Below are 20,588 nucleotides of genomic sequence, written 5' to 3'. Positions count from 1 at the left end.
ATGAAAACGAAAGAGAATCCGATACGCGAGCCTGATACCAATGTTCAGGCCGGCCCGCGCTTCAAGCTGAAGTGGATTCTGGTTGGTCACGCCTTTCTAGCCATTGTGGCGTTCTTTATCTATCCACTTCTGCTGTGGTCGCAAGTTGCCATGGCGAGTTTCTGGCTGGCATTGGGGAAGGGGCCGATCTGGAGCCGGTTGCTGTGGATGGTGTCCGCAGGGTTCATTCTGGGGATCTTGATGGTAAATCCCTCCACGCCTTCCGTCGCAATCCCATCCTTGCTTTGGACCGTTGTGTTTACATGCCTGTTTGCTGGCATCGGCGTTGTCGTTTTAGGTCAAATACCCCAATGGGCGTTATTGCGAGTTCAGTTTCGCTTTTGGGAACTGCTGGTCGGCATGGCTTGCTTGGGATTCGGATTCTTCGTCGTCGACTTGTTGGGTAACCTCGATGCGACACCGCGAGCGCTGTGGAAGGTGATGTACTACATTCTCATTAGCTCGGGACTACTCGGGTTGGGGACCGCCGCCATAGGAATGATACTGCTTGCGCGGCCTGGTCTGCCGCGCAAGGTTGTTCAAGGCATTGCTCTGCTGATTACGATCTTGATTCCTTCCTTCGACTACCTGGCGTGCGAGACCCTGCAGTACTACCCGGACCGGACTGAAGATCGTGTTCAGTTCTATTTGACCAATCTTGCCATCGTTTGGACAACCGTCTTGCTCTACCTGGATGCCCTCAATTCCGGTGAACAGATGATCTTCGAGACCAACGTCGATGAATCGACGATGGAGGAGCGCAACCCATGACCCCCAATCAGAATTTGTTAACCATCACGCTCGTACTGCTGGCCTTCTACGTCGGCTCGTACGCGGTTCTCTCGCGTCAGGGGATCGAACAAGCGGCTTTGCAAGACTCCGAGGTTTACTACTTCGTCGAGCCGACAAGCGAGGGACGGGTGAGTTCGCACATGGTGTGCTGTTTGCTTTATATGCCGCTGATCGTGATCGAAACCCGCCTGGGGAGTCAGTACTACCCAGACTTATGTTGCCATCATTCCCTTTCTTAGATGGCTTACATCTTGTTCGGCAAGTCACTAATGTAACGTAGGAAGTACGCTTCCATCTGGGCGAGGTCGCTGCCGAACGCATCTTGGAAGTCGCGCACGCGATCTTCCGCCGTGTAGACATCTTCGGCCGAACGGGCCGCGACGGTGCGAACGTAGGCGGCGAATTCGCGGGGCCGCGTTTCGATTAAGTAGAAGACCATTGCCCACCCTTCGCCGTATGCAGTTGATGGCCGCTTATAGTAGGCATCGTCGGTCGCTACGAACCTGGCCAGCGAATCGGCGGCGCGCTGCGTCTTGGTGTATTCGAGGAACTCGAGCATGCGCGTTTTGTTGACGCGGTCTCGGAAGTTCGGGTTGTTGCGCGAGTCCCACACGCCGGGTGCTTCGAACATCGTTGCCAGTCCTTCAACCAGCCACTTGGGCTGCTGGGCATAGCGGCTGTGCACGCCGGTGTTGAATGCCGTTTGATGGGTTGCCTCGTGAATGATGGTGGCCATGTTCTCGGCCCATAGTGGATTGTCGTGATGGCCGTGGGTGATGTCGTACAAGGCCACGCGATTGGTTTCGCCCGAGTAATAACCAACCACGCCAGGCGAAACCCGCATGCCGTCCTGGGCAGCGTATTTTTGGTACGACTTAAAGTCAGGGAAGACGACGGCGACCAGGGGGAACTCGTTTCGCTGCAAATGGATGCCGCGGGCAGCGAAGTATTGCTGGAACGATCGAAAGAGCGATTCAAACTGATTGGCCCACGCGTCTTTCTGGCCGGCCGGATGCACCACCAGGTAGTTGCCGGTTCCGGTGACATCGTAGCCGTTGCCGAATTCTGCCAGCAGATCTCCCCGCATTTCATTCTGCCGCAGCGGACGAAACGGGGTTGCTAGCTGCGTGAAGTTGGAGGCATTCTGCGGTGCGAAGTCCCACATCCGACCATCGCGGCCAAGCATGATGACCCGCTGCTGTGTGGCAAGCACCGGCGTGGCCTGGATCGTTTCGTCCTGCAGATCAAGCTGGATCATCACGGGGTAAGTCGCCTGCTGGCCGACGATTTCCGCCGTCAGCAGCTGGCAGGTCGTTAGCCAAATCGACAATATGCTCAGCAGGGCAAGTCGTGGGAGCTTCATGTCCGAACCCGGTATTGATAAACAGGGGAATTGTAAATACCCTACAAGCGTAGGTTACGTGCGAGACGAAACCCCTGCAAAAGAGGGGGTAGCTTTCTAAGATTTCGCTGGAAAGTTGTCGCCACAATCCCTAGAATGAGTGCTCACCTCATCTCAAACAGACCTTTTCTGGAAGAAATTCCTAACCCTATTCATGGACGCGCTTCGAACCATTATGTGGGTGGGCCTCGTGCTTGCGCTCGCGGTACCTCTCTACGCACAAGATGCAGAGCCTACATTGTCGGACCAAGTGAAAGCTTGGGCACGACGTTTAGATTCTGACACGCTTGAAGATCGCCAGCGCGCTGAGCGAGAAATTATCGAGCTCGGGCATCCGGCCATCGAGTATCTGCCGCAGGTCAAACCCAACACTTCGGCCGAGACAAAAGCGCGGCTGCAGCGGATTCGTACCATTCTGGAAAAGGCCCGTGCCGACAGCGCTGCCAAGGCATCGCACATCACGCTTTCGGTGCAGGATAAACCTCTGGCCGATATCTTGGGGGCCATTCAAGAGCAGACCGAGAACAAGCTGGTCGACTATCGCCAGAACTTTGGTCAGCGGGCCGACACCACCAAGGTCAGCGTCGACTGGAAAGACGTTCCCTTTTGGGAAGCGGTGGAAGAGTTGTTCAGCAAGGCCAACCTCGAGGCATATCACTACGCCGGGCAGCCCAACGTGCTGGCCTTTGTCGCGCGGCAGTCCCCAGCAAACAAGACGAACCCTTTGGTGCGAACGAGCGAGATCTTTCGCTTCGAACCAACACGTGTCGAATCGTATCTGAATCTTGCGAGCACCGACCAGCGTGGGACGTTCTTGAATTTGCAGGTTGCCTGGGAACCTCGCGTCGAACCGATTGTCATCAAGTTACCGCTGGATCAATTGAAGATCGAAGACGAAAACGGCAAGAGCCTGATTGCGGATGAACAGATGGGTTCGCTCGATACGGAAGTCTTGCAAGGCGTTTCGGCCGTCGACATTCAACTGCCCCTGTCTGGCGTTAAGCGAGATTCGCAGAAGATCGCCAAGCTTAAAGGGGACATGGTGGCGTTGATGCCCGGCCGCATCGAAACGTTCACGTTCGACAAGTTAGAGACCGCGCGGAACGTGAAGGACACGCGCGGCACGATTGAAGTTGTGTTGGAAGCATTCCGACGCAACGGCGACATTTGGGAGGCAAGCATCCTGCTGCGATTGTTGAACGAGCAAGGCGCGCTCGAATCGCATCGTGGCTGGGTCTACAACAACGAAGCATATTTGCAGGGCCCCGACGGGGAACGTATCGATATCGCCGGGTTTGAAGAAACCTACCGCGACGTCGATACCGTCGGCATGTCTTACAAGTTTGTCCTGGAACGAGAAGTAGGCGATTTCCAATTCGTGTATCGATCTCCGGCTTCGATTATTTCGCTGCCGGTATCGTTTGAGCTGACCGATATTCCATTGCCGTAGTTTCGCGGGAAGCCATACAGGCGGGGCGTCCCCCACGTACGGTTCTGGAAACCGAAAGAATTGAGAGCAAGCCATGTCGTCAAAACCCTGGATCGGATCGCCGACGTTCATTCTGGTGATGATCTGCTTGATCGTTTTGCCGGAAGCTGCGAACGAATGGAGCCTGTCGAGCGATCTCGAGTCTACGCTAGGCCCTTACTTGCCAGAAGAAACCCTCATCCATCCCGCGACCGGGGCGATGGTTGTGGCCAGTGTAGACGACGTGCCGATTTACGACGTAGAGATCGAACGCTACCTGCAGCGCCTGAACGTATTCGATGATCTGCCGGAGGCCTCGCTACAGGTGTATCGCTCGACGGTGATGTCGCAGCTGGTACGTCGACAAGTGATCCTTTCCTACCTGCAAACGACCGAGTTCCGCGCATCGGAACAAGAGATCGACTTGGCTGTTTCCGAGGTCAAGCAGTCTCTCGCGGCACGGGGGCAGTCCCTCGACGAGTTCCTCGCGACCGGCAAGGTCGATCAGGCCATGCTGCGACGCAACCTGGCGTGGAAGATCGCCTGGATGCGTTACTTGGAAAGTTACCTGACCGAGGCGAATCTGCGTCGCTACTACGAACGGAACTACGAACGATTCGACGGGACGACCCGGCGCGTTTCGCAAGTCTATTTCGGTAATCCGGAAGACTTTGAGAAGTTCGATTGGGATGTTGCTTTCCGCGAAGCGGTCTTTCTGCGCGATCGAATCCAGCAAGGGGAGATCTCGTTCGAGGACGCGGTCAAGCAGTATTCCCAAGCACCTAGTGCCGCCGATGGCGGGGACATGGGCTGGATCCAGCATAGCGGTCCTCTCGATCCGCGGATTCATGAAGCCACGTTTGCCCGCCCGGTGGGTGAACTTGTCGGACCAATTCAAACCAAGTTTGGCATTCACCTGATGAAAATCCTGGAGGAGAAGCGCGGCGAAACCAAGTGGGAAGACATGGTCGATAACATTCGCGCCGCGGCGGCCGCCTACCTGTTTGCCCATGTGGCCGACCGCCATATCTCTGACTCGAATGTCTATTACTTTGGTGAAGAGGAAGGATCGGAAATCGATCCTGCGTTCGTCCGTCGATTCAGCGACGAATTCATCGCACCGTAGCATGGGTGCCGCGAAGTTCTAGAGCGGCTCCATTCGATCTGTAGCGTTCTGGCTGGCTGCGACTACGCTGGACTTCGTTGACCTGCATCGACGAATCTCGTGGATTCGCCTGCTTCGGTCGCCTCGCCTACGCCAGTGACGCTACAACTCTCATGGAAACGCTCTAATTCAGGAACCAACGACTACTTCGTTGGTTCTACCCACGCGCCGTTGCGGTAAACGCATTGCCGAGGATCGAAGCCGATTGCCTTGGCCAGCGACAAGACAGGCAGTGGCTTTTGAAAGGTGCTGTCCAGGAAGAAGCCCCACTGAGGGCGCACCTCGCTTGCCACCTGGCTGGTGCTCAGTTCCAGTTCGGCCGCGACCAGTTTCTGTAGCATGTAGGTTGGGATTTTTCCTTGTTCGCAGCCAGGGCAATTACCCTGGGCCAGGGCCAGGCATTCGTCCAGGGTAATCTTGCTTGTCCCTTGCCGCATGGCGCTGCGGATCTCTTCGCGGTTAAGTTGCTGACGTGCATCGGCGCGTTCGCCGCGGCGCAATAGATGCAAGACCTTCGTCACTTCCTGGCGAACTGCCTCGTCGAGTGCCGCTCCCGTGGTGACTTCCTGCTGCTTCCCTTCCAGCAGCGAGGCGTCATGCGAAGGATCAATCAGGTAGGCCATCGCGCGAAGCTGTTTGACCCCTTGCGAGTCGTTCATCAGCGGCGTCATTCCCAGCAGTGCGCTTCGTCCTTCGTTTTGTGGATCGAGATGCGCAGCGATCATGAATAGCCGCTTGGCCGTTTCCACCGCTTCTGGGTCGGTTTGCTTTTCGACCAGTTCTTCGGCATACTCGCGGTAAGCCTTGGGATTGTCGGGCGAGAGTTGACTCAAGCGGCTGGGACTGACTGGCTGCAAAAGCAGATCGATCTCGCTGCGGAGGATCTGGCGGTTGAGCTCTTCACCTTCCGGTGTAACGATTCGCAGTCGAATGCTCATATCGTCGGCCGATTCGACAAAGCCTGCGACGGGTTCCTTTTGTCCTTTGATGTAGACCACCGCACCCAGGGCATCGGTGGTGAAAAGCAAGAGGGCTGATAGCATCAGCCAGGATCTTATACCGGTTCGGAGGATCATCATGCCGAGCCTCCCGTCAGTTCCCAGACTTTGACCAGGGCCAGTTCGCCACTGCGTAGCTGCAGGATTACGCTCGTTGACGTGGCATCTTGTTGTTCGAGCTTGTCGACGATCTGTGCCAGCTGCCCCTGAAACTGTGGCCGCTCTTTGCCTAGCCGCATAGTCAGCAGCCGCAGCCATACCCGCTGCCTGGCGACCATCGAAGCGATCGGAGAATTGCTGAGGTAATTCAGAGCGATCTCGCGGCGAGTGATGTCCTGCAACTTGGCCGCCTCGGCGTCGGTGAGGGGCATTTGCTCAAGACTCGCTCTTTCGATATCAATCAACTGCGAAACGATCGCGTCAGGCAGTTCCGAGCTTCCCAGTTGATCGGGGGAAATGCCACTCAGCCGCGCGTGCTGACGATAGTGATCGGCCAGGAACGTGGCCATGTCATTGGCCATTTGCGGCGAAAGCTCTCCCGACTGGGAAGACTGACTGCCAAGGCCTTCGAGCCCGCTTCGCAGCAGACGCTGTTGCAGTTCGTCTCGTGCAGTTCGCACGTTGTTGACGACGACAGTCTCGCCGAGCAAACCGCTGACGATTTCGGCCATGTCATCCGCCGCCCGACGAGCCGTGTGTACCTGGTCGGCGACGGCCAGCTTGATGTTGGTCCAATGCGAGAACGCTCGGATCCCGCTTTGAATCTGGCTTTGCTCGGCCCGCGGCTTGGGGGCGAGAAGGTATTCAGCCAGCTGCGAAGCCGTGGCGTAGTCGACATCCTCGACATCGCCTGCCACCGCACATAGCTCGCGGTAGGTATCAATGCGGCCCAGGGGATTGCTGGCTCGATGCAATCGTTCGACGAGCGATTCGATCTTGGAGAGTGCTGCAAGGGACTTCGTGGATGCCGTATTGGATGTCGTGCTGCTGGCCGCGCCTCCATCATAGACCGGGGGGCCCTTCTTGAGGACCTCTTCAAAGATACGCTGTCCCATGTCTGCCTGGCTGGCCGCATGACCCAGCACCGACAGAAAGCTCAATTCGGTGACCTGCCGGGCAAGTTCATCGGCGGCGATATCGGCCGGTGGTTGCCAATCGAATGCAGACGACCGCCGGGTGAACATGCGGTACATTTCTCCGTCGCGAACGACGACCGCATCGAGTCCCAATTCGGTTCGTACAATCGCAGCCGATTGAATCGGATCGTCGGCATCCAATCCTCGACCGATCCGCCGCGACAGCATGCGGGCAATTTCCTGTTGAACGGCATCGCTCTTCAGACCTTGCTCGAAGGCATCCAAGATTGGCAGCAAACGATCGGCCTTCTCTGAGCTGATCACACGCTGGACGACCGGCTGATAGGTCGCCCAGTTCTCGGTCATGCGCCCGGCGATATCGGCAATCAGAAGGCTGTCTTTGGCGATCACCTGGTCGGCTGGCAGGTAGCTTTGAGCCATCTTGGAAAGATCGGCATGCAACCGTGACGCCGCGTTGGGATCGTTGGCGGAAAGATCGCGAATCTTGCGATACTGCTCGCGAATCATCTCGCTCATGGTGAGTTCGACAGGATCGGCGGAGCCTGAGTAGGTGATGCCCAACTGCTGTTCTAGCTCGTTCAGGAATAAATCGCGACGTTCTTCCGGCAAGCCTGGTTGTTGGGCAGCTTTAACGCTGAGATAGGCCTTCTCCAACATCTGCGACAACGGTGTCGCCGCCGAAATGGGAGCGTCTTTCAACGAAACGCCTTCGGTCAGTGTTTGAGCGATGGTTTCAACCGCTGCCGTGCTCGGTTCGTCGTGAACGAGCCCTGCGACGGCTTCCCGGATGGCATTACGTGATTCTCCTGCATCGGCCACCGAGGTCGCTACCAGTTGGGGCAGCAACGCGCGATAAGCCGAACTACGCCGCTTGTCGTCATCGGTGCAGATCGCCGTCAGACGCGGTTGGAGCGAGATCTCGTTCTGGTAGATTTTTAAAAGACTGAGTGACAGCGATTCACCCCACCACGGTTGCCGCTGCCAGACGAGTTCTTCGGGCTCGTCGATTTCCTCAGGGGAGGTTAGGTCGGGGTCGGTGAGATCGGTCGCCGTTTTGCCCAGAGAGTTATGCGCCGTCGGCGAGCCCTTGGGGGGGATCGATCCGAGGTAGATGATATAGCCGCCGCCGAAGATGAGCAGAGCAAAAAACGCTCCGAAGATCAGGGCAACCTGACGCTGCCCCCGGTTTTGCTTGCGGGTATAGTCAACGACGCGGTCTTCGATCAGCTGCTGGCAGTGAGCGTGTTCGAGTCCCCACTGCTCTCCTTCGGCGATCAAGCGTTGGCGATTTTGAATCGAAAGGAAGCCTTGCTCCCGCATCAATTCATCGACCAGCGAATTGATATGGGACTCGGCCTGCTGCACGGTCACCAGTCGCAGGTCTTCTTCCTGCAGAACTTCGCGGAGGGTGCTCCAGGCCAGGTCTTCATGGATGCCGTGCATGTCGACGCCGATCTGCACGAGCTGCTGTGCCAAGGTGGCGATGACAATGCCGTGGCTCATGTTGTCGAGTCGTTCCCGGGCGAACTGGCGGAACGAATCGGCACGCTGTTGTTGGCGCGTGTCTGTCTGGTTCTTTTCGCTTTGCTTCTGGATGGAAGCGAGCGCGGCGTCGCGATCTTTGTCGGAAAGTCCCAGGTCGGTCGCTACCTGGGCGATCATGATGCGGGTCAGCGAGTTGACTCCTCCTTGGCCGGCGATGATGGTGGCGGCTCGCTGCTGGAAGGTGGTGATCTGTTCCGCTTTGGCTTGTTTCTCGTCCCGTTCTTCCGGCTTCTCCTCTTCCGAGGCGATCACGTATCCCTTTTCTTTGGCCACTTCCAGAAGCAGGTCGCGTGCGAGGGCTTCGCCCAAGCCAAGCTTGGAGGTGCCCTCGAGAATGAGCTTTTGCTCGCGCCGCTCATTCACGCGCTTGGCGGGCATCGCCTCCATCGCTTTTCGAAGATAGATCTTGTAAAGCTTGGTGGGAGATTGCCGCTTCTTTTTCTCGGCCTTCTCACGCTCGGCGGCCTCGATTTCCTCTTGGGTGGGGCCATCTGCTGCGTCGGGTGCCAACTGCGCCTCGAATACCTGCATGGGATCGATGGCAGGGGAATCCGACGACGTAGGCTGCGGATTGAAGTTGGTATCGTCGAGTCGACGGTACAGATTACCGCGGATGTCGTGCGGAATCAGAAACTGATCGGCCAGGAAGTTGATTCGGGCCAATGCCTGTTCCGACCAGCCACGGGCATCTGCCAGGATGAGCCGTGCCTGACGGGTAAACGCGTAAAGGTCTTGCGGACGTACGCCGGGGTAGTTGAGATCATCCTCGGCAACTACTTCCGACTGGATGAGAGGTTCATCCTCGTTGGCCTCTTCCGCTTCGTCCCCTAGAACCTCTGCCGGATAGGTTACCGGCGAGGGGGAAGCTGGCGGATCAGGCTCTTTCTTGGCAGGCTCTGCCTTGGGTGGCACCGGAGGTGGAGCCTGAGCATGGGGGGCAGGGGCCGTGTACAGGATGTGCATCGCCTGCTGGTACTCTTCCCGCGAGAGACCGAACTGATAGGCAAGTGCCGGCAGGACGGTCGGATCGTGGCCACCGCCGCGCGAAGCAAGAAAAGCCTCGGCCTCGCGAACGAATTCATCAATTCGCTGCGATTGGTTGGGGTCGGCAGAGTGTGGAGACGATCCTTGAGGCATTCCACTGAATGTGTTCGGGAATTACTGGCAGGTTACGACCCGTCAGATCTGGAGATCTGCTGGGCGAGTGTCTTTATTTTATCGCGCCACGGGGGCAAACCCCAATCTGGGTGCAGTAATTCAAACTGCTCCAGGACCGTTTTGGCTTGATCGCGGTCGGTTTGCTGCAGGCAGGCCAGTTGGTAGTACTTGGCCTCGAACCAGGCTTCGTCCCCCTTTTTGAGCCCCACCAGCAAGGTTCGCCAATGCCCAAGGGCCCCGGCGTAGTTCTGCAGCGTGAACTCGACTCTTCCTAGTCTTTGCAGGTACTCTTGCTCTTTCGGATAGGCCGCGACCAGCACACGCAGGTAGGTCGCTGCTTCGGACCAGCGATTAAGTTTCTCGGCAAAATCGGCTGCCTTCGAGCAGGCCACTTTGGCGTTCTTGTTCTGCTGAACGATCGCGGAAGTCGCTCCGAGGTGTTTTGCCAGCCGGCTGTAAATATCGAATCCTTCTTCCCATAACGCCATGTCCGGAGCGTTCGAGGCCGCGACCAGCTGGTCGATTTCCAGGGCTCTGACAATCAGCGCCGACTGTTCGTATGGGGTCCCCTTGGCATTCTTGAGGAGCCAGTCGGCATGCGTGGCGACCGCGCTATCGTTCTTCTGCATGCGGGCCAGCATGAGCGCCTGGTAGTGGTAATCGACCCAGGCCCGGTCTTCCGGCGGCAGAGAAGTGACCAGAGACTTCGCCTGGCCGACGTACTTAGTGAAATCGCTGGAAGGTAAGATGTCTTTGCGTGCTAGATCGGAAACGTTCAACAGGCAGCGTACCACGCCGGAGACGCGATCTTCTGGAGCGGAATCCTGGTTCAATCGCGTCTGCAGATCGTCGGCGACCTTTTTGAGTTGTCCGGCCAGTTCTTTCTTTTCATCTTCGGACGAGGCCTGATCGACTTGCTGCCGCAGCAGATTGCACAAGTCGAACTTGGCCGACCAATAGTTCGGATCGCTCGGACTGATGCTTTGCAACTGCCGGATCGACGAGGTCATCGAGCCGCGAGACTGTTGCAATTTGGCGATGAAGTAGTCGGCCTTCTGCGCGTACTGGTGATTGGGAAAGTCTCGCTTCAAGTCTTCCAGCACTTCGATGGCACGCAGCCCGTAACGAGGCTCTTCTTTGGCGAGTGCCTGGTACGAGACAAACGCCATCCAGGCCGCTTCGGCTGCCTTGCCGGGGTTAGGTCCTTTAAGACCCGCCACGGCGTCCTGAAAGTTCATGCCGGCTTCGGCGTGCTCTTCCAGACGGTAGCTGCACCAGCCGAGCGTGTATCGACATTCACTGGCCGAAAGAAGGTCCTTCTTCGCTTCCGGTGCCGCTAGGGCATCGCGAAGCTGGGTCTGGGCGGTGCGATAGTCATCGTCCGACTTGGATTTCTCGGCATCGGCGAATTTTTGCTGGCCGACGAGCCACATCATGTAGAAGCCTTGCGAGTTTTCCAGATCGATGCCGTACTTCTCGACTAGCTGGATGGCCGCCGAGTGATGACCTAGCTTTGCCAGGCCGATCAATCCCTGGATTCCCATGTCGCGGATCTTAGGAGCGTCGGCACCTTCCCGCAGTCCGGTGTCGGCCAACAGCACGCATAGGCTCGTCTTACCGGGGGACGAACTCCCCTGAAAATTTTCAATGGTCATCTTGGCGAAGTCGGCCGCCTCGTCGAGCTTGCCGGCATTGATCAGTCCGCGGCAGTACCAATATTCGGATTGATCAGCGATCTCGGCACTTGTGGGGCCAGCTTCCAGCAAGGTGAAGCAGCGCTGGCCATCCTGTACGTTGCCATCTAGGATCTCGGACATGGCCAGGCCGATCAAGGCCCGAGCTCGCCATTCCTGTTCCAGCCCCATTCGATTCGGATCGGCCGCTTCATGCCAGGAAGTTGTTGATTTCGGGTCGATCTTCAGGTCGAGTAATCCGCGAAAGAGATCGATGGCGACCTTCGAGTACTTCGACGGTCCCTTGGTGCCTTCGACGAGCGAAAGGTAATAGTTCGACCAGGCACCGAAGAACGCGGCGCGTCCGACGACCCCTTCCAGTTCCCGCACGACTTTCTCGCGCGACTCTCTGCCGGAACCAGAAGGCATGCGGTCGATGACGCCCCACTGTTCTTCAATGCGTTTCTGAATCGACTTGTGATAGTCGATCAGCTTCGGAGCAATCCTCTGAAAGACGCTGTTGGCTTCGGCGAGCGACTCTTTATCGGCCGGATCGTTGAGCCATCGTGTGACGGCGGCCTCGCCGCGGTTGTAATCGGCTTGCAGCAGCATCACCTGAATGGCTGGCGTATCGGCACTGGGGTGGTCGGCGAGAAATTTCTGAACCTTTTGCAAATAATGCTTCGATCGAACCGGATCGTCGGCGTAAAGCATCAGCTGCGTCGCGTACAACTGCGAGCCTTGATCGAGTAGTTCCTCCTGCTCTTCGGCCGGTAGGGCATGCTTCAGGTAACGCTCGATCAACAGCAGTCGCTGGTCTGGCAAATTGAACTTGCCCAGATAGCTGTCGACGCGGCGGTACTCTTCGATCATCTGTTGTGGAGATCGCTTGTCGTTGACGACCTCGTTCTGAGCGTGGGCGATGCGCAGCGGAACAAGGCACGTTCCGGCGGCCGTGAAACAGCCAAGAAGTGCAAATGCGATTCGCCATGTCAGCGCGGCAGGCACGAGAGAGCAGGGCTTCTTTTATTGAGTTAACGGAACGTACGATACGCCGGGGAAATCGGCATTCTTGCAAGCTTGAATGGCCGACGCGGCCATGCCGTAAGGAGCCGCATCGGGGGCTCGGACGAATGCGCCATCGGCTTTGTTGGGAAACTTGTCGAGCACTTCCTGCAGCTCGGCAAAGGTGCTCATGTTGTTCGAGCCGATCTGATAGACCCAACTTCCATCGACTTCGGCCAGCTGGACGATGGCCGGTTCCAGGTCGGTCTTGGCCGCGCTGCTCGACTTCTCGTTCACCTTGGTGATCGCATCCAGGTCGCGTTCGGTTTTCGTGAAGCTGGCCGTAACGATGAAGAAGATCAGCAGCAGAAACACGACATCGATCATGCTGGTCATGTCCAGCGTGATCTGGCGTTTATGCGTACGTTTATGGCTGGAAAGTTTCATGGTTTAGTTGGGTACCTGAACGGCGAGACGAACTTTCGAGATCCCCTGGCCGGCCAGTTGTTTGACCAAGGCATTAGGAACCTGGCAGGTTGCGTTGTGGTCGATGCGAACCACCACGGTAACCAGCCCCGGATCGCCCCCGTTGGTTTCGAGTTCTTTGCCGACTAAAAACGCCACGTCGGCAAGTTGCAGCTGATTGCCGGCTACGATGATTTCGCCGGCCTTGTTGATGTTGACGACCAGGGAGGTCTTCTTCTGATCCTGCGCCCCCTTCAGTTCCGGCAGTTCCAGTTTCTCGCGGTTTGTTTCCGAGACCTGGCTGACGGTGATGAAGAAGATCAACAGCAAGAAGACGATGTCGATCATCGGCGTGATGTCCATCCCCTTGGTGTGTCGCACTCGCTTCTTAGAGAGCTTCATGTCATTCTCTCCCAGCGATTACCGGCGACGACCTAGCGGGGTCAGGATTTGTTCCACACGCTTGCCAACTTCCGCGACCAGCGAATCGATGCGGTTGCCGAAGTAGCTGTAAGCCACCATCGCTGGAATAGCCACAACCAGCCCTAGCAGCGTTGTAACCAGGGCCTGACCAATCGAACCGGCCAGATCTTCGGGCTTGGGAGCCCCGCCACTTGAGGCGATCGTATTGAAGGCCTTGATCATACCGAGCACCGTACCGGTGAGCCCGAGCATTGGAGCGATCGAACCGATCAGACCAAGTACTTCGGTCTTGCGATACAGCTTGGCCGTTTGATCTTCGCCCGCTTCTTCGACGGCTGCTTTGTATTCGGCAAAACCGAACTCAGCTCCACGGAAACGTTCGAGACCGGCCTGCACCACGTAGGTTAACAGCGATTGATACTCGGGGTTCTTACAAACTTCCAACGCTTCGTCGACGCGTCCTTGGGCGATCATCTCTTCCAGTTCATAGGCAACCCCTTCCGGCAGCAGCACGCTTTTGCGGATGGTGAGGAAGTGTTCGACGATGAAGCCGATCGCGACCATCGACAAGAGGCCGATCAGCACACCGACCGTACCACCATCCATCAGCGTGTCGAGAAGCGTTTTCTCTTCGTAGTCGGCCCGGGGCGCGGTGGTTGCACTGTTGTTGCTGTCGAGTGTCAGCGTGTCCGGCGAAGGAGGTGCCGGAGCCGACGAATCTTGGGCCCAGAGCTGAACCGTAAACACTGCTACCAGCAGTACCAGGCAATAGAAGATGCCCGTCTTGGGCGTCGTCTTGTGTCGCATATCAAGGGTGCCTCTCAAGGGTTGCTTTTGGACTGTGTCGCTGCGCGGATTTGTTGGGCGTGGGTCGTTCCGCCGTAAAACAGCAAGAGCTGCCGACGAATTTCCTTGGCCTGTGTCGGTTGTTGGATGCGGTTTAACGCCGAGTAAGTTTCTGACAGTGCCGCCGCTGCCAGTTCAGGATATTCGCTACCGTATAGGGCCGGGATGTGCAGCAGGTCGAGCACACCGTTTTCGATCCGCAGAAACTCGCTCGAACGCGAGCCTGAGGTCCCCAGCAGGTACCATGCGACCGGTTGGTTCCAGGTCTCGAAACTGTAAATCAGTGGTTCCAGGTCGGCCCGCGCACCGATCAGATCGCCTGATTGAATGCGTAGCTGTGCATTCAGAAGTGCCGGCCATTGTTTCAGGGTTGGATTACCGCTACGAATACGTGACTGCCATGTTTCTGCCTGGGCGAAGTCTTCGGCCGCGATGGACAGAGCGGCCATGTAAACTAGCACGCCGTCTGGTGCAGCGGAACCAATCGACGTGGCTGCCGTGCCCGCTTTGGTTAACGCCGCGGCTGCTTTTTCGTGATCGAAGAAGATTGGCAGCATGTCGGAGGTGAGGCCGGTTTGCTTGTCGTAGTCGAGCGTGCGGCTGCCCGGCAGTTGTGTTACTTCGCTGGTCCGAGCCGACTTTTTCATAATCCGCAGGCAGCAGAAGTACGGCTCGAGAGCCGCTTCTCGTTCTCCTTCGGCCAGGCGTCCCCACATGGCGGCCTGACATACCATGTAGGCGACTTTGGAATCGCGGTCTTTATAGCGATCGAAGATAGCTTCGGCCGGTTCGCTGGCTCCCGCGTAGTCTCCCACTTTCAGTCGCTGGTGGATACGAAAGAGAGGATCCCCCAACTCCTTTCGCAGTCTATCGAAGTCGGCTTGCTTGTCAGGGCTGACGGTGCCAAGCTCGATCTCGTGCCAGGGGACAAGGTTGTTGTCGGTGACTTTGACTCCTTCTTCGTCAAAGCCAATCACGGTGATGTTATTCAGCAGACGAAGGTCGCGGAGGATAAGACGATCGGCCTGGGCGTGCGTTGGCGTAGCCAGCCAAAACGCGGCGACCCAAACCGCCATGCATTGCCCGAGCCACGTGCTCACGCGCGGGCTTTCAAAAGGCAGAGACATGGCGATACGATCCTCCGGAGTCGTTTGCAATCTGCCTCATCTCTGCTTCGGCGGCCTTATCGATGAACGAGATTGCATGAATCTTGGTGCGGTTGCTGCCACCAATGTTCAGCGCTTTCACCCCCGGGACCACATTCGGCTCGAATTGGCCGTCGGTCATGAAGAAGATCGCATCCGGGGCCGGCGTTAGTTTGAATGCATCCTCAAACGCGGGAATCGGATTGGTGCCACCCTGGGCCGTGACCGTGTTGAGCCAGCGTTTCACGTTGTCGAGGTCGCGCTTGGGGTTTCGCCAGCCACGCATGTTGTAGGGAACAGATACGCTATTAAAGAAGACAATCTGAAACTCACTCTCGCGCGACATGCTGCGCACTGCTTCGAGAACTTCTTCTTTCAGATATTCGATCTTCGGGCCACTCATACTGCCGCTGCAGTCGGCAATGATGCAGATGCGTGAACCTTCGGCCCGCACGCCCATAAATGTGGTGCCCGCGCCCACGGCACCGCCACCACCGCCGATGGTGTTCAACGATCCTGCCGCGCCGCCTGCGGCACCGCTGGGCAGTAGCTGCGAAAGACTGACTTCGTCTCCCATCTCGGACGTGGCTGCGGTGGGGGGCTCGATGTCGGCGACCAGCTCGTCGAGGCTGGCTGTGTCGGAACTTTGTTCCACTTCGCTCGTATCGAGGACGTCTCCACCCGAGTCAGTCAGATCGATCCCCGGTAGCTCGCCGATCGAGACTTCCTCCCCTTCGGGAAGACCACTGCGATAATCACAAGTAACGGCTGCCAGGACAAACAAGATGCCCATGTGAATCAGCAGCGAAGCAAAGCCCGAGATACTGTCGGTTAGCCAGTTATGGGACTTCGGCTGATGGTCTTCTTCGGTTTTATGCAGTTGCTCGGCATCTGGCAGACGCACGACATTGCCACAGTGCGGACAAACAACTTCACCACCCAATTGATCGGCGGTTGCCGTCAGGTTCTTACTGCAGTAAAAGCAGGAAAGTTGCATGGGGGGAACTCACGAAAAGCCTTCGTTCACCGGCCGAGACCGCAAACTGCTAAAATCAGAGGAGCATGGCAGTTGCGCACCGTAAGGTGGTGTACACTGCACAATCATCATCGTAGGAATAGAATACAAGCCGGTCAATGAATTGGAGGGGCTGCCACACCAGTGGTTTGGCGGCAATCTCCTGCAAAATTGACCGCTGGGCGCGTTTCCGTGTGAATATCGATGCCGGAACGCTTTCCCTGTCGACCGCCCACCCCAATAGAGCTAGACGCGGATTAGATTTATATGCCAGAAAATGGAAAAAACTTCGCAGGCCTGAATGTTGCCTCGTTCGAGAGTCGTCGCGGGAAAGAAATGGCGATGATCATCGAGAAGTTCGGGGGCGTTCCGCACGTGAGCCCTTCGATGCGAGAAGTCCCACTGGAAGACAATCAGCCAGCGATCGACTTCGCCAACAGGGTGATCACGGGGCAGATCGACATCGTCATTTTCATGACAGGGGTGGGTTTCAACCACCTTCTGGCGGCCATCGATCGCAAGGTCGACAAGCAGCGGTTTCTGGATGCATTGTCCGACATCACCACGATCTGCCGCGGACCGAAGCCGGTTGCCGCGATGCGGGAAGTGAACCTCACGCCGACGATCAAAGTGCCTGAGCCCAATACGTGGCGAGATATTTTGCAGACGATCGATACCGAGATTCACATCGCCAATCAAACGTTGGTGGTGCAGGAATATGGGGTCACCAATGCCAGCCTGGTGGCCGGGCTCGAGGCCCGTGGTGCGAACGTAGAAACATTGCACGTGTACGACTGGGACTTGCCGGAAGACATCGGCCCCTTGGCAGCGAACATTCAGAAAATGATCGACGGCAAGATCGATGTCTCGCTCTTTACGTCGGCCAACCAGTTGAATCACGTCTTGAAGCTCGCTCAGCGACAGGGACAGTTGGAGGCCTTCTCGTCGGCCTTGCGTGGTACGGTGATCTGCAGCGTCGGTCCTACCATGAGCGAACGCTTGCGTGACTTGGGCTATCCGGTTGATGTCGAGCCCGAGCATCCCAAGATGGGGCCGCTGGTCGCCGCCGCGGCTGAGCGCTCGCAGGACATTCTCGTTCGGAAACGTCAGATTCGGGCCGTGTTGGAAGAGACGACCAAGGCCGCTCTCAACAAGGACGCACCGTGGTACAACAGTGCGTTCCTGAAGGCCTGCCGTCGTGAGCCGACCGACTTCACGCCTGTGTGGCTGATGCGTCAGGCCGGACGCTACATGAAGGAATACCGCGACGTCCGCGCGAAGACCACCTTTCTGGAGCTGTGTGCCAACCCACAGCTTTGTAGCGAAGTGATGTGCACGGCGGTCGAGAAGTTGGGTGTCGACGCGGCGATCATCTTTTCGGACCTTTTGCCGATCTTGCAGCCGATGGGCTTGGACCTGGAGTTCGCCAAAGGGGAAGGGCCGGTCATTCATAACCCCATTCGTGAAGCGGCCGACGTCGATCGGGTGCTGGAACTGGAAAGCACCGACTCGCTGCACTACGTGATGGAAACGGTCAAGCAAACGCGTGCCGACCTGCCGTCCGACATGCCGCTGATTGGCTTTGCCGGTGCTCCGTTTACCTTGGCCAGCTATGCCATCGAAGGGGGTGGCAGCCGCGATTACGTGAACACGAAGACCCTCATGTTCCGAGACCCAGGTGCCTGGCGCGAACTGATGGAACGCTTCGTGCGTGCGATCTCGCGATACTTGAATGCCCAGATCGCTGCCGGTGCGCAGGCCGTACAGCTATTCGATTCATGGGCCGGTGCTTTGGGGCCGGACGACTATCGCCGCTACGTTCTTCCGTACGTGAAGGACATCGTCGCGCAGATCGCGCCTGGGGTGCCGGTAATCAACTTCGCGACCGGCAACCCGGCACTGCTGCCGATGTTGGCTGAATCGGGCGCGGCGGTTGTGGGTGTCGACTGGCGCATTCGACTGGATGTGGCCTGGGAAACGGTTGGTCACAACATCGCCGTGCAGGGAAACCTCGATCCGGTCTCGCTGCTGGCCGATCAGATGGAACTTCGCCGCCGCGCAAAGGATGTCCTCGATCAGGCAGCTGGCCGACCAGGGCACATCTTTAACCTGGGGCACGGTGTGATGCAGCAAACTCCGGTCGACAACGCACGAGCACTGGTCGATATGGTCCACGAGATGAGCCAACGCAAGTAGTCCGTCCACTGCGCTGACTACTGCGACGAAGGGCCATCCTTGCGGCGGGCCCGATCTCTTCAGGCGATGGCTGGGATCGAACTGTCGGCGCGGCGGTGATCGAAGTCCCCTCCGGAAACAATGGGTGTGCGGAGGGTGACTTGCAGTGGCTCGGCCAGCTGACGGAAGGCCTTCGTGGGCATCGACATCGTCTTCCAACGGGGTGATATCTTGCGCGCCCATGCTACGTACAGGTCGAGCCGCACCCCAATGAAAGCGTAGATTCGGTCTTGATGCGGATACAGCAGATTCTGCGGGACCGGTGCCATCTCGCCGACCACGTCATACACAAAGACAAGCATCCCACGAAACTGCGGACCCAAGAGCCGTTGCCACTGTGACAGGCTTTGCAGATCGTCGGTGGTAGTCCAGTTCTTCCAGTAGCGGTTCTTTCGCCCCGAAGGGAACCGACGTCCTTTGACGTCGATCAACCATGACATATCGCTGCCGCTGGGGGTCGCAATGAAGTCGAGATTCTTCAGCGAGCCTGCCCCGTATAGCGACCGACGCCGTTCATCGACGGCGATGTAGGGGATTTTTTCGTCGCGCAAGAAGGCTTCGAGCGCGACTTCATAGTGGTTCGTGCGGATCGTCATCGGTGTTGCCCTCGGGGAGCTGCGAGGTAAGAAGCCGGAGATCATGGTTGGCTTTAATATCGCAACTAGGGGTGACAACACCTTGTCATGGGGGTTATGCGGTGGACCGCAGAATTTTCGAAATTCCCGCAATTAACTCCTCGGCACCCCCCGCGAGGCTGGCCTCGGTCGAGTCGCCCGTCTTCAGATCCTTGAGCTGGCACTTGTTTTCGGCCAGTTCACGATCGCCTGCCACGACGGCTACTTTGAAGCCGCGACGGTCGGCATACTTCAGCTGCTGACCTAGCTTCTTGGCCTCTGGGTAGAGTTCGACGTTGAAGCCAGCCGTGCGAAGCGTGGCCGCGATCTTCAAGTACTGCTGCAGGCTTTTCTCGTCGAAGTACGGCAGGAAGACTTCGGCCGGCGTGGTGCGGGCCTCTATCTTGCCGAGTTCTTCCATTGCGGCCAGTAGCCGGTCGAGCCCCAGCGATGCTCCGATGCCAGGGAGCTCTTGATTGGTATACAAGCTGGCCAGGTCGTTGTAGCGGCCTCCGCTGCAGACGCTGCCGATGCCAGGCAGTTCGCTCAGGAAGGTTTCGAAGATCGTTCCGGTGTAATAGTCCAACCCACGAGCAATCGAGACGTCGATCTGCAGGCGTTCGGCCGGAACGCCGGCGGCTGCGGTGGCCGAGGTCAGCTCGCGCAGTTGTCCGACGCCGATCTCTCCCTTTTCACTACCGGCAACCAGACTATCGAGTGCCAAGAGGATCTTGTCGGTCGAGCCGCCGATTTCGGCCAGCTTCAGAACCTGGGCTGCTTGCTCGGCGGAAGCACCGGCCGTTTCCTGCATTTCCGCAGCGACTTTCTCGGCACCGATCTTGGCCAGCTTATCGAGCGCACGGAGGATCTCAGTCGACTTCTCGACGAGTTCGAGCTTCTCGAGCAAACCGGAAAGGACCTGGCGATTGTTCACGCGGACGGTAAAGCCCTCGAACCCGATCGCCAACATCAGGTCGTGAATGACCAGGGCCGTTTCGATATCGGCCACGATGCTCTTGGTACCGATCGTGTCGAAGTCGCACTGCATGAACTCGCGATAACGGCCGCGCTGGGTGTTCTCGCCGCGCCAGACAGTGGCAATGTGATAGCGTTTGAAAGGAGTTCCCAGTTCGCCGATGTGCTGGGCAGCGAAGCGAGCCAGGGGAACGGTCAGGTCGAAACGCATCCCTACGTCTCGTTTGCCATGATCCTCGAACCGGTACATCTGCCGATCGGTTTCATCGCTTCCTTTGCCCAGCAGAATCTCGGCATATTCGAGCGTCGGCGTATCGATCGGGGCGAAGCCGTACGAACGATAGACGCGGCGAGCCGTGTTAACCAACTCCTCTCGGGGCATCATCGCGTCGGGCAGATAGTCGCGAAAGCCTTTGAGCGTACGGGGTTGGATGAGCTTCTTCTTGTTGGACATGGGATTTGAGTTGGGTTGCGTAGTTGTCAGTATTTGCAGGTAGGACAGGGATGTCGTGTAAGTGTTCGCCCGAT

Annotated in this window: 16 protein-coding genes; 5 read left to right on the top strand and 11 right to left on the bottom strand. The window is 57.6% G+C overall.

All coding sequences use genetic code 11. The features are described from left to right. Together C5Y96_RS08020 and C5Y96_RS08015 are read left to right on the top strand one after the other, a co-directional pair. Complete coding sequence (locus C5Y96_RS08020; RefSeq protein WP_105351750.1) at positions 1–810, top strand: hypothetical protein; 810 nt, start codon at positions 1–3, stop codon at positions 808–810. Next, entirely contained in the window at positions 807–1,070 is a 264-nt protein-coding gene (locus C5Y96_RS08015; protein ID WP_105351748.1) for a hypothetical protein, read from the top strand. Before C5Y96_RS08020 ends, C5Y96_RS08015 begins: the two co-directional genes overlap by 4 nt. A 5-nt stretch (positions 1,071–1,075) precedes the next feature. Here the strand turns inward: C5Y96_RS08015 and C5Y96_RS08010 are convergent, their stop codons facing one another. Continuing rightward, positions 1,076–2,194, bottom strand: coding sequence for a DUF1570 domain-containing protein (locus C5Y96_RS08010; RefSeq protein WP_105351746.1), 1,119 nt, complete (start codon positions 2,192–2,194; stop codon positions 1,076–1,078). Positions 2,195–2,423: 229 nt separating this feature from the next. Here C5Y96_RS08010 and C5Y96_RS08005 point away from each other — a divergent pair, with 229 nt between their 5' ends. Together C5Y96_RS08005 and C5Y96_RS08000 are read left to right on the top strand one after the other, a co-directional pair. After that, the gene (locus C5Y96_RS08005) at positions 2,424–3,683 is read left to right on the top strand and encodes a hypothetical protein (protein ID WP_146115564.1); all 1,260 of its coding nucleotides are present in this window, start codon (positions 2,424–2,426) and stop codon (positions 3,681–3,683) included. A 73-nt stretch (positions 3,684–3,756) separates the two neighbouring features. Then, positions 3,757–4,827 (top strand): peptidylprolyl isomerase, encoded by a 1,071-nt coding sequence (locus C5Y96_RS08000; protein ID WP_105351741.1) that lies wholly within the window; start codon positions 3,757–3,759, stop codon positions 4,825–4,827. A 182-nt stretch (positions 4,828–5,009) separates the two neighbouring features. Here the strand turns inward: C5Y96_RS08000 and C5Y96_RS07995 are convergent, their stop codons facing one another. The 8 genes from C5Y96_RS07995 to C5Y96_RS07960 are packed head-to-tail and all read right to left on the bottom strand — an operon-like array spanning position 5,010 to position 16,218. Next, positions 5,010–5,945, bottom strand: coding sequence for a hypothetical protein (locus C5Y96_RS07995; protein ID WP_105351739.1), 936 nt, complete (start codon positions 5,943–5,945; stop codon positions 5,010–5,012). Continuing rightward, a complete protein-coding gene (locus C5Y96_RS07990) occupies positions 5,942–9,643 on the bottom strand; it encodes a hypothetical protein (RefSeq protein WP_105351737.1) in 3,702 nt (1,233 codons plus the stop codon). Before C5Y96_RS07990 ends, C5Y96_RS07995 begins: the two co-directional genes overlap by 4 nt. A gap of 32 nt (positions 9,644–9,675) precedes the next feature. Further along, positions 9,676–12,345: a tetratricopeptide repeat protein gene (locus tag C5Y96_RS07985; RefSeq protein WP_105351735.1), complete on the bottom strand. Its 2,670-nt coding sequence runs from the start codon at positions 12,343–12,345 to the stop codon at positions 9,676–9,678. Between the two features lie 18 nt (positions 12,346–12,363). After that, complete coding sequence (locus tag C5Y96_RS07980; protein WP_105351732.1) at positions 12,364–12,789, bottom strand: ExbD/TolR family protein; 426 nt, start codon at positions 12,787–12,789, stop codon at positions 12,364–12,366. Positions 12,790–12,792: 3 nt separating this feature from the next. Beyond that, positions 12,793–13,209: an ExbD/TolR family protein gene (locus C5Y96_RS07975; RefSeq protein WP_105351730.1), complete on the bottom strand. Its 417-nt coding sequence runs from the start codon at positions 13,207–13,209 to the stop codon at positions 12,793–12,795. Between the two features lie 18 nt (positions 13,210–13,227). Further along, positions 13,228–14,037 carry a MotA/TolQ/ExbB proton channel family protein gene (locus C5Y96_RS07970; RefSeq protein ID WP_105351728.1) on the bottom strand — a complete coding sequence of 270 codons (810 nt, stop codon included), beginning with the start codon at positions 14,035–14,037 and terminating at the stop codon, positions 13,228–13,230. A gap of 14 nt (positions 14,038–14,051) precedes the next feature. Next, the gene (locus C5Y96_RS07965) at positions 14,052–15,203 is read right to left on the bottom strand and encodes a hypothetical protein (RefSeq protein WP_105351726.1); all 1,152 of its coding nucleotides are present in this window, start codon (positions 15,201–15,203) and stop codon (positions 14,052–14,054) included. After that, complete coding sequence (locus tag C5Y96_RS07960) at positions 15,187–16,218, bottom strand: vWA domain-containing protein (RefSeq protein ID WP_105351724.1); 1,032 nt, start codon at positions 16,216–16,218, stop codon at positions 15,187–15,189. The genes C5Y96_RS07965 and C5Y96_RS07960 overlap by 17 nt, the downstream gene beginning before the upstream one ends. 285 nt (positions 16,219–16,503) lie before the next feature. On the opposite strand from C5Y96_RS07960, the gene hemE reads away from it, so the two are divergent. Then, positions 16,504–18,432, top strand: coding sequence for a uroporphyrinogen decarboxylase (gene hemE / locus C5Y96_RS07955; RefSeq protein ID WP_105351721.1), 1,929 nt, complete (start codon positions 16,504–16,506; stop codon positions 18,430–18,432). Between the two features lie 59 nt (positions 18,433–18,491). Here hemE and C5Y96_RS07950 read toward each other — a convergent pair whose 3' ends face one another. Beyond that, positions 18,492–19,067 (bottom strand): HYExAFE family protein, encoded by a 576-nt coding sequence (locus tag C5Y96_RS07950; RefSeq protein ID WP_105351719.1) that lies wholly within the window; start codon positions 19,065–19,067, stop codon positions 18,492–18,494. A 94-nt stretch (positions 19,068–19,161) separates the two neighbouring features. Next, positions 19,162–20,514: a histidine--tRNA ligase gene (gene hisS / locus C5Y96_RS07945; RefSeq protein ID WP_105351716.1), complete on the bottom strand. Its 1,353-nt coding sequence runs from the start codon at positions 20,512–20,514 to the stop codon at positions 19,162–19,164. Between the last annotated feature and the right edge of the window lie 74 nt (positions 20,515–20,588).

The sequence above is a fragment of the Blastopirellula marina genome (genome assembly GCF_002967715.1).
Taxonomy (GTDB): domain Bacteria; phylum Planctomycetota; class Planctomycetia; order Pirellulales; family Pirellulaceae; genus Bremerella; species Bremerella marina_B.
Note: the sequence above shows the minus strand (reverse complement) of the source record. Positions and strands in the feature narration are given on the sequence as shown.

Bases quoted from the DNA above. Each gene is read 5' to 3' on its own strand.
- C5Y96_RS08020 (WP_105351750.1), top strand. From the start codon at position 1: ATGAAAACGAAAGAGAATCCGATACGCGAGCCTGATACCAATGTTCAG.
- C5Y96_RS08015 (WP_105351748.1), top strand. From the start codon at position 807: ATGACCCCCAATCAGAATTTGTTAACCATCACGCTCGTACTGCTGGCC.
- C5Y96_RS08010 (WP_105351746.1), bottom strand. From the start codon at position 2,194: ATGAAGCTCCCACGACTTGCCCTGCTGAGCATATTGTCGATTTGGCTA.
- C5Y96_RS08000 (WP_105351741.1), top strand. From the start codon at position 3,757: ATGTCGTCAAAACCCTGGATCGGATCGCCGACGTTCATTCTGGTGATG.
- C5Y96_RS07995 (WP_105351739.1), bottom strand. From the start codon at position 5,945: ATGATGATCCTCCGAACCGGTATAAGATCCTGGCTGATGCTATCAGCC.
- C5Y96_RS07990 (WP_105351737.1), bottom strand. From the start codon at position 9,643: ATGCCTCAAGGATCGTCTCCACACTCTGCCGACCCCAACCAATCGCAG.
- C5Y96_RS07980 (WP_105351732.1), bottom strand. From the start codon at position 12,789: ATGAAACTTTCCAGCCATAAACGTACGCATAAACGCCAGATCACGCTG.
- C5Y96_RS07975 (WP_105351730.1), bottom strand. From the start codon at position 13,209: ATGAAGCTCTCTAAGAAGCGAGTGCGACACACCAAGGGGATGGACATC.
- C5Y96_RS07970 (WP_105351728.1), bottom strand. From the start codon at position 14,037: ATGCGACACAAGACGACGCCCAAGACGGGCATCTTCTATTGCCTGGTA.
- C5Y96_RS07965 (WP_105351726.1), bottom strand. From the start codon at position 15,203: ATGTCTCTGCCTTTTGAAAGCCCGCGCGTGAGCACGTGGCTCGGGCAA.
- C5Y96_RS07960 (WP_105351724.1), bottom strand. From the start codon at position 16,218: ATGCAACTTTCCTGCTTTTACTGCAGTAAGAACCTGACGGCAACCGCC.
- hemE (WP_105351721.1), top strand. From the start codon at position 16,504: ATGCCAGAAAATGGAAAAAACTTCGCAGGCCTGAATGTTGCCTCGTTC.
- C5Y96_RS07950 (WP_105351719.1), bottom strand. From the start codon at position 19,067: ATGACGATCCGCACGAACCACTATGAAGTCGCGCTCGAAGCCTTCTTG.
- hisS (WP_105351716.1), bottom strand. From the start codon at position 20,514: ATGTCCAACAAGAAGAAGCTCATCCAACCCCGTACGCTCAAAGGCTTT.